At 47.7% G+C, this 14,237-nt stretch carries 15 protein-coding genes and 1 pseudogene; 12 read left to right on the top strand and 4 right to left on the bottom strand.

Annotated elements, in window-relative coordinates; genetic code table 11:
• Positions 1 to 178: 178 nt before the first annotated feature.
• From L0M14_RS07545 to kduI, 4 genes are read right to left on the bottom strand one after another with little or no spacing between them, the layout of a single operon-like run.
• On the bottom strand, positions 179 to 1,012 hold the full coding sequence (locus L0M14_RS07545; RefSeq protein ID WP_235121559.1) for a sugar phosphate isomerase/epimerase family protein: 834 nt from the start codon (positions 1,010 to 1,012) through the stop codon (positions 179 to 181).
• Positions 1,013 to 1,765 carry a 2-dehydro-3-deoxy-D-gluconate 5-dehydrogenase KduD gene (kduD, locus tag L0M14_RS07550; protein WP_235121560.1) on the bottom strand — a complete coding sequence of 251 codons (753 nt, stop codon included), beginning with the start codon at positions 1,763 to 1,765 and terminating at the stop codon, positions 1,013 to 1,015.
• A 22-nt stretch (positions 1,766 to 1,787) separates the two neighbouring features.
• Positions 1,788 to 2,543: a DeoR/GlpR family DNA-binding transcription regulator gene (locus L0M14_RS07555; protein ID WP_235121561.1), complete on the bottom strand. Its 756-nt coding sequence runs from the start codon at positions 2,541 to 2,543 to the stop codon at positions 1,788 to 1,790.
• Positions 2,544 to 2,579: 36 nt separating this feature from the next.
• Positions 2,580 to 3,413, bottom strand: coding sequence for a 5-dehydro-4-deoxy-D-glucuronate isomerase (gene kduI / locus L0M14_RS07560; RefSeq protein ID WP_235122846.1), 834 nt, complete (start codon positions 3,411 to 3,413; stop codon positions 2,580 to 2,582).
• Between the two features lie 192 nt (positions 3,414 to 3,605).
• On the opposite strand from kduI, the gene L0M14_RS07565 reads away from it, so the two are divergent.
• From L0M14_RS07565 to L0M14_RS07615, 12 genes and pseudogenes are all read left to right on the top strand, one after another.
• Entirely contained in the window at positions 3,606 to 3,767 is a 162-nt protein-coding gene (locus tag L0M14_RS07565) for a hypothetical protein (protein ID WP_235121562.1), read from the top strand.
• A gap of 129 nt (positions 3,768 to 3,896) precedes the next feature.
• The gene (locus tag L0M14_RS07570) at positions 3,897 to 5,102 is read left to right on the top strand and encodes an aspartate aminotransferase family protein (protein WP_235121563.1); all 1,206 of its coding nucleotides are present in this window, start codon (positions 3,897 to 3,899) and stop codon (positions 5,100 to 5,102) included.
• Positions 5,103 to 5,188: 86 nt separating this feature from the next.
• Positions 5,189 to 6,082, top strand: a complete 894-nt coding sequence (locus L0M14_RS07575; protein ID WP_235121564.1) for an AraC family transcriptional regulator — start codon at positions 5,189 to 5,191, stop codon at positions 6,080 to 6,082.
• Between the two features lie 126 nt (positions 6,083 to 6,208).
• A pseudogene (gene melA, locus L0M14_RS07580) lies at positions 6,209 to 7,716 on the top strand (alpha-galactosidase).
• A 111-nt stretch (positions 7,717 to 7,827) separates the two neighbouring features.
• Positions 7,828 to 8,145 (top strand): cupin domain-containing protein, encoded by a 318-nt coding sequence (locus L0M14_RS07585; protein WP_235121565.1) that lies wholly within the window; start codon positions 7,828 to 7,830, stop codon positions 8,143 to 8,145.
• Between the two features lie 312 nt (positions 8,146 to 8,457).
• On the top strand, positions 8,458 to 8,733 hold the full coding sequence (locus L0M14_RS07590; protein ID WP_235121566.1) for a hypothetical protein: 276 nt from the start codon (positions 8,458 to 8,460) through the stop codon (positions 8,731 to 8,733).
• The gene (locus tag L0M14_RS07595) at positions 8,733 to 9,605 is read left to right on the top strand and encodes a sensor histidine kinase (protein ID WP_235121567.1); all 873 of its coding nucleotides are present in this window, start codon (positions 8,733 to 8,735) and stop codon (positions 9,603 to 9,605) included. Before L0M14_RS07590 ends, L0M14_RS07595 begins: the two co-directional genes overlap by 1 nt.
• Positions 9,550 to 10,221 carry a sensor histidine kinase gene (locus L0M14_RS07600; protein WP_235121568.1) on the top strand — a complete coding sequence of 224 codons (672 nt, stop codon included), beginning with the start codon at positions 9,550 to 9,552 and terminating at the stop codon, positions 10,219 to 10,221. Before L0M14_RS07595 ends, L0M14_RS07600 begins: the two co-directional genes overlap by 56 nt.
• A 3-nt stretch (positions 10,222 to 10,224) precedes the next feature.
• Positions 10,225 to 11,796, top strand: a complete 1,572-nt coding sequence (locus L0M14_RS07605) for a response regulator transcription factor (protein WP_235121569.1) — start codon at positions 10,225 to 10,227, stop codon at positions 11,794 to 11,796.
• Positions 11,797 to 11,889: 93 nt separating this feature from the next.
• Positions 11,890 to 12,906: an ABC transporter substrate-binding protein gene (locus L0M14_RS07610; protein WP_311198851.1), complete on the top strand. Its 1,017-nt coding sequence runs from the start codon at positions 11,890 to 11,892 to the stop codon at positions 12,904 to 12,906.
• Positions 12,907 to 12,919: 13 nt separating this feature from the next.
• On the top strand, positions 12,920 to 13,225 hold the full coding sequence (locus tag L0M14_RS31460; protein ID WP_311198852.1) for a hypothetical protein: 306 nt from the start codon (positions 12,920 to 12,922) through the stop codon (positions 13,223 to 13,225).
• A gap of 111 nt (positions 13,226 to 13,336) precedes the next feature.
• A complete protein-coding gene (locus tag L0M14_RS07615) occupies positions 13,337 to 14,230 on the top strand; it encodes a carbohydrate ABC transporter permease (protein ID WP_235121570.1) in 894 nt (297 codons plus the stop codon).
• The last annotated feature ends 7 nt before the right edge of the window (positions 14,231 to 14,237 follow it).

A 14,237-nucleotide genomic window follows, 5' to 3' on the forward strand; every position in this document is an offset into this window, starting at 1 on the left:
TTTCGGAGAAGTGTAGCGGTTGCCTTTGACAGTTTTGTTATCACCTTAGAAGCTTTTATTTCAATCGAATAACAAAATGTCAACAGTAATCGGAGAAAAGCTACTGAAGTTCGCAATGGACCGTCTTTATCAACAAACTCAAGCCATCCCTACGAAAAGAAAGGGATGGCTTATTTGTTTATGCGTGCATCAAACCGCGTACATAACGGAACGTTTCATCCAATGTTTCATCGGTGAGCTGCTCTAGCGAAATATCAATCAGCGGCTTCTGCAGATGCAGCTTTTCCAGGAAAGATGAAGTCTGAAATTGACCTAACCCGGAACGAACCTGTTCCAGCTTGCCGTCATGCAGACGGACATCCTTCAGGTGAGCCAGTACAATGCGGCTGCCGAATGCGGCAAAGGCTTCATCCAGAAACTCATCCTGATTCTCCATCGATGAAGGTGGAAGGAGATTTACCGGGTCGAATACGACGCCCAAATTGCCCGTCGGCACTTCTTCAAGGATGCGGACCATTTTCTCTGTACTGGATAGCGTATGGGTGTATACCGGCTCCAGTCCGATAAAAACGCCTCGCTTATCCGCTTCCTCTGCCAGTTCTTCGACGGTCTCGCGAAGGATCCTCCAACCGATTTCCTCATACTTTTGCTCGTCCACACCTATATAAGTCTTCAGATCGCCGGTTTCTGTTGCCACGATCGACGTGCCGAAATCCCGCGCATAACGAATGTGCTCTTTAAATCTGTCGATTTCAAGTCTTCGCTGCTGCGGATCTGGGTGAACCGGGTTGATATAGCAGCCCAGAACGCCGATCCGGATTCCGGCGCGGTGGAACTGCTCGCCGATATGGTTGGCTAGGGCGGGACTAAGCCTTCCCAAGCCGGTATCGATATCGCTGATCGCTTTGCTAAGCGCAAGCTGTACAAAGTCTACACCTCGGCCGCTAAGCTTGGCGGTGAGTTCTGCGAGAGGCAGTCTGCCAACGGTATGCGCTAGAGTGCCAAGTCCCATCTATCTCGCCATCCATCCGCCGTCCACGCACAGCACGTGTCCGTTCATATAATCGGATGCCGACGAAGCAAGGAAGACGACAGGACCTTTCAGGTCGTCAGGTGAGCCCCAACGTCCTGCCGGAATGCGCTCAGTAATGGATTGAGTGCGCTTCTCGTCCTTCAAGATAGGCGCCGTATTATTCGTAGTCATATAGCCAGGTGCAATGGCATTGATTTGTACACCTTTGCTGGCCCACTCGTTGGCAAGAGCTTTCGTGATCCCTGCAATGGCATGCTTGCTCGCTGTGTAGCCAGGCACGTTAATACCGCCTTGGTACGTGAGCATGGAGGCGATATTAATAATTTTACCGCTGCCGCGTTCAATCATGTGGCGCCCTGCCAGCTGGCACAGGAAGAAAGCGGAGTTCAGGTTCAGGTCGATCACATCATGCCAATCCTGACGGCTGTGGTCAGCTGCAGGATTCCGGCGGATAATACCGGCATTGTTAACTAAGATATCGATGCCGCCGTAAAAACCGGCCGCTTGCTTCACGACATCCTCCAAAATCTCCTCTTTGCTCAGGTCGGCGGCGATGAGCTCGGCTTTGCAGCCCAACGCACGAATGGCTTCGACAGTTTGAACGCTTTCCGAGGAAGAGACCGCTACAACCTGCGCACCTGCTTCAGCTAGCCCGATAGCCATCGCTTGGCCTAATCCGCCTGAAGCGCCGGTGACGACAGCGGTTTTGCCCGATAAATCAAATAAACTCATGTTCATATCCCCCAGCATGTTCTTATTCGTATTCCAATTGAATGCCCTTATCGCGGAACTGTTCGGCCGTCTCGGATGGAAGCTGACGATCCGTAATAATCATAGAGATTTCTGATAACTCCGCGAACGTTCGCAAGGCGCATTGTCCGAATTTATAGTGGTCAACCACGCCGTATACGGTATGGCTGGAGTTGATTAAAGCCCGTTTATATTCAACCAGCTCACTGGTGTAGATGGTAAAACCATATTGAAGATGCACGCCTGTCGCGGAAATGAAGGACTTCTGAATGTTCAGCTTGCTGACGTATTCAGAAGCCTCCGGGCCGGCGAGCATGTTGCGAATTCGTGTGCCGCCGGGCACGACAAGGCGGATTTCGTCCTTGCGGACAAGCTCGGAGATGATGTATACATCGTTGGTGACAACCGTTAACGGTTGATTCTCCAATCTCCGCGCAATCTCAAGGGTCGTGCTGCCGCCGTCCAAGGCGATGATATCGCGGGGCTGGATATGCTTCAACGCCAGCTCCGCGATTTCCACTTTTTCATCCGCATGCTTGATAATCGGCTCTTTAGAGGATAGGATGCCGTGCTGATCACTCTGAGCGAGCATCGCTCCGCCATGAATGCGGACCAGCAGCCCTTTTTCCTCCAGCTTCGCCAAGTCTTCGCGGATGGTCTTCCCGGTAACCTCCAGCTGTTCGCTCAGCTCGTTTACCGTTACTTCCTGCTGCGCCAGCAGCGCTTCCATAATGATTTCATATCTGCGTAGTGGATTCATCGGTATTCATCCGTTTCTAAAGAAGTTTTTTACCGATTATTTTAAATCCTTCATGGCTACGGGGTCCATATCCTCGAAGATTTGATTTTCGCCGGCCATGCCCCAAATGAACGTATAGTTGCTTGTTCCTACACCGCTGTGAATGGACCAGCTTGGGGAAATGACAGCCTGTTCGTTGCGCATCACGATATGGCGGGTCTCTTGCGGCTCACCCATCATATGGAAGACTACGCCATCTTCCGGCATGTCGAAGTACAAGTAAACCTCGGAACGGCGGTTATGCGTATGGGAAGGCATCGTATTCCACATATTGCCCGGCTTGAGAAGCGTCATGCCCATGACTAGCTGGCAGCTCTGTACGCCGCCTGTATGAATGTAGCGGTAGATCGTGCGCTCGTTGGAGTTTGTGATGCTTCCCAGATGATTCGGAGATGCTTCGCTGATGGCAATTTTGACCGTTGGATGTGTCGCATGTGCCGGGGTAGAGTTGAAATAAAATTTAGCAGGCTCTGCGCTGTTCTCGCTTGAGAAAATAATTTCTTGAGAGCCTTTTCCGATATAAAGGCCGTCCTTCGTATCCATGTTGTATACGGTACCGTCTACACTTATAGAACCTTTACCGCCAATGTTGATGATACCGATCTCACGGCGTTCCAAGAAATAATCAGCCGCCATGTCTTTCTTGTTAGCTTCCAATTGCAGAGGGCGGTCCACAGGTACGATCCCGCCTACGATGAAGCGGTCCACGTGCGAGTAAACGGTCTTTACTTCATTTGCAGCAAACAAAGTATTGATGAGAAACTCCTCACGCAAGCGGGTAGTGTCGTAGGCTTTAACTTCTCTTGGGTGTGAGGCATGTCGAATATCCATTTCCATAATTAAGTATCTCTCCTTTAGGTTTGATTATGTAGATTTAGGTTCATATAGGTTTAAGTTACTCCAATTAAACGGAAGTTTCAAGAGGTAATTTCGAGTAGTATCTGGCTTCCTGCATAAAATCATGTATGTCTTCAAACCATAAATGGAAGAAATGACTTCAGTTGCCATGGAAGGATGATCACAATGAGCGAGCCCAACTATTTTGAGCATGTATGTCAGGATACGATCCCGACTAAGCCGGGTGAAGAGGATGTGACGGCGACAGATATGATCAGCCAAGCCGTTGAAGAAATTGTAGATAATATTGAACATGCATTCGATCAAGAAGATCAAGAAAAGACGTAAGTGACTTGGAATAAGCAGGGACCAGTGGGATGGCGAGTAGAGGCCATTCCATTTTTTATTTTCAAAAAAATAGTTGTATAAATATACATGAATAATTATAATCATACATTATCTGAATGAGGTGATGGCATGAATCCCCAATTGCAATTGCAATGTAACGAAGAGCTGAAGATGGCTAAGGCTTCAATTTTATTCACGGCTAACCGTCCTGAGATGATCCTCGAGCGCGGAGAAGGCATGTATGTGTGGGACACGAACGGACGCCAATATCTGGATTTTGTCGGGGGATGGGCGGTTACTTGTCTCGGACATTCTCCAGCTGTTCTGCAAGAGGCCCTCAGCCTGCAGGCAGCGACCTTGGTGAACACAAGCCCTGCCTTTTACAATAAACCGATGCTTCAGTTCGCCAAGCTGCTTACGGACCATTCCTGCTACGACAAAGTTTTTTTCGCCAGCAGCGGCGCAGAGGCCAATGAGAGTGCAGTTAAGCTCGCCAGAAAATACGGGGCTCTCAAGCTTGGTGGGGCTTACGAGATCGTAACGACCACCAACAGCTTTCACGGACGCACGCTTGCGATGATGTCGGCAACGGGCAAGGCTCGGTGGGAGCTGCTCTTTGCTCCGAAGGTACCTGGGTTTCGACATGTGCCTTTCAATGATCTAGCGGCCATCTTGGATGTGGTAAATTCGAATACATGCGCCATAATGCTGGAGCTGATCCAAGGGGAGGGCGGCGTCCATGAAGCCGATATTGAGTATGTTCGTCAACTTCGGAGATTTTGTGACGAACGCGGTATTCTGCTTATCTTTGATGAAATTCAAACCGGTCTTGGACGTACGGGCAAGCTGTTTGCCTATGAGCACTACGGTGTAGAAGCGGATATCATGACACTAGCCAAAGGAATCGGAGGCGGATTTCCGCTCTCGGCGATGCTGACCAAGACAGAGTTCGATTTGTTTGAAGCGGGGGACCAGGGCGGCACATACTCAGGACAGCCGCTTGCCATGGCTGCAGGCTATGCAGTCGTGAGTGAGATCATTCAGAGCGATCTATCGACGCAGGCCCAGGAGATGGGCGATTATTTGCTTGGCAAATTGCAGGAGTCTGCAAGCCGGCATGGCCTCCTTCACATTCGCGGCAAGGGTCTGTTGCTTGCGTTTGATTTACCGTTTAGCAAAGGGGCGGAGCTGGTGGCCGCTTGTCTTCAAGAAGGTCTGCTCGTGAATGCACCTGGTCCATCGACCATCCGTTTGATGCCGGCCCTTACAGTAACAACGGAGGAAATCGACGAGATGCTGTCCATTCTTTTCAAAGTGTTAAGCAGGATGCAATAGAGCGGAAATAGCTGGAACATTACAAAAGACACACCTTCGTAGTATGCTAATTGTATCGAGATTGCGATGAGACGAGGGACAAGAAAATGGGCGGTACGCTTTTTCAACAGGCTATGCTGGAGCGGGAATGTCATCCTCACGTTGTTGCGTACTATTTTAAACAATGGAACGGATTTCATATGCAGTACCACCAGCACGATGCGACAGAAATTATGTATGCAATTCAAGGGACCTGCGGCGTAGATATTCAAATAGATGTTGGAAACTGTATTCGTTTGAGCTTAAAGAAAGGCGATTTTATCATATTAGATGCGAACGTCCCCCACCGGTTAATGGTGGATGAGGGGATGCCTTGCCGAATGCTGAACGTAGAGTTCCGGCTTTCGGAAGCGACGGGATTTTTTCCATCTATGAAGAAATGGGCGGATGAGGATCCTGTACTATCTTCTCTGCTTTATGAAACAGCCTCCTACTTGATGCTTAAGGATCCCGATGAGGTATACCACGTGCTCAAGAGCCTTGTATTGGAGCTCGATAAGCCGGATGGCCGAAATGAAACGTTGGTGCAGCTGCTCATCACGCAGCTGCTCATTCGCATTTCACGTCTCCGGGAGGAGGGGCGGAGTAGCAGCCTTGGCCAGCAGGAGGTATATGTGAGACAGAGTATTGAGTTTCTTCAGCAAAATTATGACCGTGAACTTCATGTTAAAGATGTTGCCGCAGCAGTTAACCTTCACCCTGGTTATTTACAACGGATTTTTAAAAAACAGACGGGAACTACAATCATGGAATACGTGACTTCTATCCGTATGGAGAAGGCCAAGATGCTGCTTCTGGAAACCGATGTGCCCATTACGGAAATTTGTGATTATATCGGAATCGGCAGCCGTCAATATTTTCACATGCTGTTTAAAGCGTATACGAATTTGACACCACTCGCATACAGATTATCTTTGAATACACATAAGATGTTGGAGTGAAAGTGAGAATTTTTGACATGATGCATCGAATCAAGTGAGGAATTTGATAACGCTTCCCTAACCTCCTTTGCTACAATGGCACTTGTAAGGTTGATACCAAGTAGCTGTTAGAGAGGGATGAGTAGCATGCCATTCAAAGTTGCATTTATCGGTGCTGGAAGCATTGGATTTACTAGAGGACTGCTGAGAGATTTGCTTTCAGTTCCTGAGTTCCATGATATTCAAGTTTCTTTTACAGACATTAATGGACATAATCTCGAAATGGTACGAGAGCTTTGCCAACGGGATATCACGGAAAATGGGTTGTCCATTCAAATTCAAGCGACGACCGACCGGAGGGAAGCGCTTCAGGATGCGAAGTATGTGATTTGTACCATTCGGGTGGGAGGCCTGGAGGCTTTTGCCATGGATGTGGATATACCGCTGAAGTACGGCGTTGACCAATGTGTCGGAGACACGCTCTGTGCCGGCGGAATCATGTACGGTCAGCGCGGCATCGCAGAAATGCTGCAAATTTGCCATGATATCCGAGAGGTAGCCGCACCTGATGTACTGCTGCTAAACTATGCCAACCCGATGGCTATGCTCACTTGGGCGTGCAATCAGTACGGGGGCATTCGAACGATTGGCTTATGCCATGGCGTTCAGGGAGGACATTGGCAGATCGCAGAAGCGTTTGGACTGAAGCAAGACGAAGTGGATATTATATGCGCCGGTATCAATCATCAAACCTGGTATATTCAGATCCGCCATCAGGGTGAGGACATGACCGGTAAATTGCTGGAGGCCTTTGAGAAGCATCCCGATTTCAGCCGTACGGAGAAGGTTCGAATTGACATGCTGCGCCGCTTCGGCTACTACAGTACGGAGTCCAATGGACATTTAAGTGAATATGTGCCCTGGTACCGCAAACGCCCGGAGGAAATTGCAGATTGGATCGACTTAGGGAGCTGGATAAACGGGGAAACCGGAGGCTACTTACGGGTTTGCACGGAAGGACGCAATTGGTTTGAAACTGATTTTCCGAACTGGCTCCAAGATCCGGCCCTTACATACAAGCAGGACCAGCGAAGCCATGAGCATGGTTCTTATATCCTGGAGGCTTTGGAAACAGGCCGTATATACCGTGGGCATTTCAATGTGGTGAATCACGGCGTGATTGCCAATTTGCCGAGCGATGCCATTATTGAAGCACCCGGGTATGTAGACCGCAACGGAATTTCGATGCCGCGAATCGGGGAGCTTCCTCTCGGACCGGCGGCAGTATGCAACGTGAGCATTTCTGTACAGCGGTTGGCGGTGGAAGCTGCGGTGCGCGGCGATGACATGCTGCTGCGACAGGCATTTATGATGGACCCACTCGTAGGTGCGGTGTGCAATCCCAAGGAGATCTGGCAGATGGTTGATGAGATGCTCGTCGCACAGGAGAAATGGCTGCCGCAGTACGGAAGCGCCATTGCGGAAGCAAAGAGCCGCCTTGCTTCCGGCGATCTAATTCCGACCAGAGATTACAAAAAGGGGCGGCGCGCCTCAAACTGAAGTCCGTTGAAGAGATGAGGCAAGACCGCGAGGCGGCAAACAAAAATGCCGGTGAAGCGGATAAAGGAAAGGAACGTGCTAAATCCGCTCACTGAAGTCGAATGAACTGTTCTAATTCGTTTGTCTACGTTCAAATTTGTTTTTTTTGAAAGGATTCCGCTATAATGGGAACAAACTAAAGTTCCATTGGAGAGGAGCAAGCAAACATGTCTAATATAGGTGTGTGGGAAGCAGCAGAACCGGGGGTTAAGCGTTGCATCTTGAAAGCGGAGGGCGGACTCATGATGATGGAGGTCCACTTTCAACCGGGTGCCGAGGGCTACGAGCACAGCCATGTTCACGAGCAAATGTCATACTGTCTAAAAGGCAGAATTGAGTTCCGCATTGACGGAGTGGCGACGGTTGTACAGCAGGGACAATCCATTTACATACCTAGCGGGGCCAAGCATGGAGTGACAGCACTAGAAGATGCTGCGTTGCTTGATGTGTTCACACCGATTCGCGAAGATCTGGTAAAACGATAATTTCTCATGTATATGCTGTTGGAAGGGAAGAAAGGATATACGAATTGGCTCGAGGAGATGCCAAAGCGTATGTCCTTTTTTTGTAGATAAGAAAGTATAAGTTTTATACGTTTGCTTCGCATCGACCTTGACAAACGCGCTCGTCCAATCAGGTCGACGAAGTCGTTTATCCTTGCATATTTTGACAGCTGTATAGTCAGCTAACAACATGTATGTGCTATAATACCAGATATAATGAACGTAAATATACGTGAATGAACAGGTATGTACATTTGCATTCCTAACTTCGGCATGAAAGTGGTGTAGTGACCCATGAGGTACTGGCTAGCAAACAAATTTATAGAAATGAAGGCGTGGCGAATCAAGACAAAGCTGTTTCTCTTGATTTCGGTTAGTATGCTGTTAACCTCTACGATTTCTCTCGCCGGCCTGCAAATTGCTTATTCGATTTACGATGAGCAGATTTACCAGAAGTCGGGCCAGGTCCTCAACCTCTCCTCCACATTAATTGAAAATGAATTAAGCAAAGTGGATAAAATTACGTTCAATGTCATGGCAGATACGCAAATCCAGCAGGATCGACAGTGATGAATAACAGTACCTCTGAATACGACCGGATCCAATCTAGGCAGAGATTAGTGGACAAGCTTGTGCAGTACATCAATACCGAGTCCTACATTGTATCCGCAGACCTTATTGATATGCAGGGTGACCAATATTCCAGCGGTAATTTGATAACGCTCTCAGCTGCGCGGCAGCATCAGGTGCTTGAGGCGGCGGACACCGAAGCAGGAAGCTTGGGCTGGGTGTTTCCTGACGAGGAGGACAGTAGCTTGATTGCCTCAAGACAAATTCGCTCCTACAACAATCTGGATATGCAAGAGCTAGGTGTACTGATTCTAAGAGTAAATTTGGAGAAAATCGTGGAGAGCCACGCAGGGGAAGCTATTACGAGAGATGGGGAAATGCTGATTATGGCAGGGAATAAGGTCGTGTTTCCTCGTAATGTCAGCTTGAATCCTGCAATTTATCAGCTGGATTTTTCCACAAAAAAGGGGTTTCGTATTGTCAATCAAGACGGGTCGAACTATTTTGTCTCTCATTTTCATTCCGATTATATGGATTGGACCTATTTTAATACCATTCCGTTTCAAACGATCTTTCATAATATCATTTTGATGAAAAATGCGATGATCGCGGCGTTTGTGATCAGCTTTCTTCTCGTTGCCGGATTCGGGATGGCGATGGCTAGAAGCATTACGCGTCCGATTGAGATCTTAATTGCGAACATGAAGGGACTTCAAATTGGAGATTTGGAAAATTCTGAATATCAATTGAAGACGCCCCCCGGATATACAAATGGACGAAGTAGGACTTCTATACCGAAGCTACAGAATGATGCTTGTGCGGATTCAAGAGCTGATCAAAGAAAATTACACGAAGCAGCTGGTTATCCGTGAAACAGAGTTCCGTTCGCTGCAAGCGCAAATCAATCCGCATTTTCTCTATAATACCTTGGAGTCCATCAACTGGATCTCTAAGATGAACGGTCAGAAGCAGGTATCTCAAATGGTTGAGGCTCTGGGGCACTTGCTTCGTTCTTCCATCAGTATGAAGCAGGACTTGATTACGATCGGTGCAGAGCTTGATCTGGTTCAGCATTATATTACGATTCAGAAGGTCAGGTTTGAAGAACGGCTTGACTTTCACATGCAGGTTCCAGGCGAGTTTCGGAGCGGCTTAATCCCTAAGCTGACCCTGCAGCCCTTACTGGAGAATGCTATCAAATATGCGCTTGAAGAAATGTTGGATCCATGCTTGATATCGATAGCCGCACGCGAAGACGGCAGCCGGCTGGACATCATGGTGGAAGATAACGGGCCGGGAATCGACATCGAGTATCTGGATCAGATCATGAAGGGCGAAAGGCAATCCAAAGGAACAGGGGTCGGCTTGAAAAATATTGATGAGCGGATTCGAATCGCATTTGGAGACGATTGCGGTGTAAGGATTGAGAACAAAGCGGAAGGCGGGACACGCGTCACCGTTCGAATTCCATGGATGAGGAGAGGGTAACTCATGTATAAAGTGCTGTTAGTAGATGATGAAAGAATGATTCTTGAGGGTATTTCTTCCATTGTGGATTGGTCCTCGGCGGGAACCGAATTAATGGGGACAGCCCGCAACGGCGTGGAAGCGTACGCGTTCGTGTGCGAGCACCCGCCTGACATCATTATCAGCGATATACGCATGCCTGGCATGAACGGGCTGGAATTGGTAGCGAAGGTGAAGGAGACGCATCCTCAGATCCGGCTCATGATGCTTTCGGGCTTTGACGAATTCGAATATGCCAAAAAAGCCATGCAATACGGCGTGAAGCATTATTTGCTGAAGCCGTGCAACGAGAATACAATCGTTTCCGCGCTGCAGGAGATCGTATCCGAGCTCAAGCAGGAGGAGAGTAAGGAAGTTTTTATACAAACCATGAAGGAAAGCCTGCAGAAGGTGCTCCCGCATGTCAAGGCGCAGTTCCTGAAAGAATTTGTGATGAATAAATCGTATGGAGCCCGTGATTGGGAATATTACAGCCAACTGTTCGGTCTGCAGCTGAACGGTAAGAAAGTCAGATTTATCCTGATTCATTTGGACGGAACATTTGAATATGAGCATCTTTTTGCAGTGAAGAATATCGCGGAGGACTTGCTGCATGAGCCGCTTTTAAGCTCAACAGTCGGCGATCAGGTGCTTATCGTTATCGAGGATGCTGTCCATGCTGAATTGCTGCATCAGCAGGTGAGGGATATCCGAAAAGTGTTTAAGCAGTACTACAAAATGGATGCAACAGTAGCAATTAGCGAGGCGGGGGACATTGATGAATCCAGGAGGCTGTATCTCCAAGCGCTGGATTGTCTAGGTCACAGGTTTTATCTAGGAGAAGCGGGACTTATAACGGTGCGCGACGTGCCGGAAGCATCGGAGCAGCGCTACGAAAGATTTGTCTATGACGAGGATAAAATACTGCTGCATATCAGGGCTGGGAACTGGAATGAGGCAAAGGCTGAGCTCGATCTGTTCTTTGAGCAGCTCGTCAGCTCAAGAATGGATATTCAGACGACGAAGTCTTATGTCTTGCAGGCTTTTATCTCCATGGCAAGGCTGTGCTCGGAGGAACGGATGAACGAGTACATGTCGCAAACCGTACGTTTTGTCCAAATGGAAACGCTTCAACATTGTATGACCATGCTGAAGGAAATCGCCATGGAGATTACGGACATGAATTACGAGCGGAACCGGACAAAGTATTCGGTCATTATTCAAAAAGTGATCGAAATTGTAAATGAGCAGCTGGGCAACCCCGAGCTTTCCTTGACATGGGTGGCCCATCAAATGCTGTATATGAACTCGGACTACTTAGGGAAACTGTTTAAAAAAGAGACCGGCGAAAAGTTCTCCAATTATGTGGTGACATTGCGGGTGCACAAAGCAATGGATGTAATCAAAACCCAGGATGATGTCAAAATCTTTGAATTGGCTGAGCAGCTCGGATTTGGGGACAATCCTCAATACTTTAGCCAAGTTTTTAAGAAGATTGCAGGCTGCGCTCCGACGGAGTACAAAAAAATCCGCAAATTGAACATCACTGTTTTTTGAACAAACATGGCGGATTATTGCATTCAAATGATGTCCGATTTTGTTGATAATAAGGGTGTACAAACGAATTGCTCTAGAGGGGGAACGCGATACATGAAACGTAAAGTATTTACAACTTTAATTTCAGCAGCGATGTTAATTTCGGCCGTAGGTTGCAGCAGCGGAGGCCAAAGCAATAATTCTTCAACGCCAGGTGCTTCCGGAAGTACAGCACCTGCAGCAACAGCAGCGGCTAAGGGCGACGTGAAGCTAAGATTCTCATGGTGGGGCGGTCAGTCCAGACATGACTATACTTTGAAGCTGATCGAAATGTATGAGCAGCAGCATCCAAACGTGAAAATCGATGCGGAATATTCCGGCTTTGACGACTACTGGAAGAAGTTAGCACCTCAAGCAGCTGCGAATCAGCTTCCTGATATTATCCAAATGGATATCTCCTATCTCTCCCAATATGGCGGTAAGGACCAGCTCGAAGACTTGAATCAGTTCACGAAGAGCGGGGTTATTGATACAAGCGCAATGGCCGAAGCGGCTGTTAAGACGGGCGAGCTGAACGGTAAGCTGTACGGCATGCCGACAGGCGTAAATGCAACGGGTACGATCTTTGATGAAGACATGCTGAAAAAAGCCGGCGTTAACCTGGATCCAACAAAGTGGACTTGGACGGATTTGGGACAAATCGCTCAAACCATGAAGGGTCAAGGCAAGATTATGGACCACATGCGATACGATGTATTCTTCCCTTACTATCTGCGTACACAAGGACAACACTACTTTAATAACGACGGTACCGCATTAGGTTACACCGACAACAAATATTTTATTGATTTCTGGACGCAATACAAAAAATGGTACGATGCGGGCTATATGGATACGCTTGATAAAGTCGCCCTTTCCAAAGGAACACCGGAAGAAAATCCGGTTGCGCTAGGCACCGGTTTCATGACGATGGCATGGTCCAATCAATTCATCCCGCTGCAAGCTGCAGCAAAGAAACCTCTTGCGATTGGCGGACTTCCAGGTCCTAATACGAAGGACGGCTTGTACATGAAGCCAAGTATGCTGTTGTCCATTTCCAAGAGCTCGAAGCAAAAAAGAAGAAGCCGCTAAGTTCATCAGCTGGTTGCTGAATGATCCGGAAGCCAACAAAGTCATTAAAGGCGACCGCGGTATTCCGCTTTCAAGCAAAGTGAAGGAAGCGATGAAGCCGACGCTCAAGCCGGAAGAAGTGCAAGTATACGATTACATTGCATGGGCTGAGAAGAACAGCAGCCAAATGGATCCTCCAGATCCAGCCGGTGCAGCAGAAGTGAGCAAATTGCTCAAAGACGTGCAGGATCAAATGCTGTTCAACAAAATTACAGTTGAAGAAGGCGCAGCGAAATTCCAAAAAGAAGCGAATGCAATCTTGGCTAAGAACAAAAAGTAATTACAAGATTGGATCGGAGAGTGTGGAGGAGGACGGCCGTCACAGCCGTCCTTCTTACTTCATACGACCTATTATACAAAGAGAAGCAGCTTAGAGGATGGGAGTGATTTTATGAAATCGTTTCTTAAAGAGAATGATCATGTAGTCGGTTATATATTTATTTTGCCTTTTATCGTCGGGTTTCTCATTTTTACCGTATATCCAATCCTCTCATCGTTATATTTTTCATTTACAGACTATGATTTGCTTTCCACGCCAAGATGGGTAGGGTTCGCTAATTATCAAAAAATGTTTACGGAAGATGACAAAATCATTCAGTCACTTAAGGTTACATTACTGTACGTATTTACTTCAGTTCCAGCAAGATTAATTATCGCACTTTTGGTCGCGATGCTGCTGAATGTGGCTGCTCGAGGAGTTGCTGTTTACCGCGCTATCTACTACCTTCCGTCTCTTATTGGAGGCAGTGTAGCGGTCTCGATCATGTGGAGACAAATTTTTGGAGATAAAGGTTTGCTTAACGCTTTGCTTGCAATAATCGGCATTCATACAGATATATCTTGGATTGGCTACCCTGCAACAGCTCTTTCAACACTCATTTTGCTTTCCGTCTGGCAGTTCGGATCCTCCATGTTGATTTTCCTGGCAGGTCTGAAAAATATTCCGGCTTCGTATTATGAAGCGGCAAGCGTGGACGGCGCGGGTCCCATTCGAAAGTTTTTCAATATCACTTTGCCGATGTTAAGTCCAATCATTTTGTTCAATCTGATCTTGCAAACGATTTCGGGCTTTCTCACGTTCACTCCTGCGTACATTATTTCGAACGGTGAGGGCGGACCGCTTGGACATACATTGCTTTACTCCTTGTATCTATTCCACCGCGCATTTGTATTCTTTGAGATGGGATACGCATCCGCTATGGCTTGGGTTATGCTCCTGATTATCGGGGTCATCACACTTATTATTTTCAAAACATCCAAGTATTGGGTTCATTACGAGAACTAGGAGGCGA

It is taken from the genome of Paenibacillus hexagrammi (assembly GCF_021513275.1).
GTDB lineage: Bacteria > Bacillota > Bacilli > Paenibacillales > NBRC-103111 > Paenibacillus_E > Paenibacillus_E hexagrammi.

Coding starts and splice junctions, on each gene's coding strand:
- L0M14_RS07545 (WP_235121559.1), bottom strand. CDS start 1,012: ATGGGACTTGGCACTCTAGCGCATACCGTTGGCAGACTGCCTCTCGCA.
- kduD (WP_235121560.1), bottom strand. CDS start 1,765: ATGAGTTTATTTGATTTATCGGGCAAAACCGCTGTCGTCACCGGCGCT.
- L0M14_RS07555 (WP_235121561.1), bottom strand. CDS start 2,543: ATGAATCCACTACGCAGATATGAAATCATTATGGAAGCGCTGCTGGCG.
- kduI (WP_235122846.1), bottom strand. CDS start 3,413: ATGGATATTCGACATGCCTCACACCCAAGAGAAGTTAAAGCCTACGAC.
- L0M14_RS07565 (WP_235121562.1), top strand. CDS start 3,606: ATGAGCGAGCCCAACTATTTTGAGCATGTATGTCAGGATACGATCCCG.
- L0M14_RS07570 (WP_235121563.1), top strand. CDS start 3,897: ATGAATCCCCAATTGCAATTGCAATGTAACGAAGAGCTGAAGATGGCT.
- L0M14_RS07575 (WP_235121564.1), top strand. CDS start 5,189: ATGGGCGGTACGCTTTTTCAACAGGCTATGCTGGAGCGGGAATGTCAT.
- L0M14_RS07585 (WP_235121565.1), top strand. CDS start 7,828: ATGTCTAATATAGGTGTGTGGGAAGCAGCAGAACCGGGGGTTAAGCGT.
- L0M14_RS07590 (WP_235121566.1), top strand. CDS start 8,458: ATGAGGTACTGGCTAGCAAACAAATTTATAGAAATGAAGGCGTGGCGA.
- L0M14_RS07595 (WP_235121567.1), top strand. CDS start 8,733: ATGAATAACAGTACCTCTGAATACGACCGGATCCAATCTAGGCAGAGA.
- L0M14_RS07605 (WP_235121569.1), top strand. CDS start 10,225: ATGTATAAAGTGCTGTTAGTAGATGATGAAAGAATGATTCTTGAGGGT.
- L0M14_RS07610 (WP_311198851.1), top strand. CDS start 11,890: ATGAAACGTAAAGTATTTACAACTTTAATTTCAGCAGCGATGTTAATT.
- L0M14_RS07615 (WP_235121570.1), top strand. CDS start 13,337: ATGAAATCGTTTCTTAAAGAGAATGATCATGTAGTCGGTTATATATTT.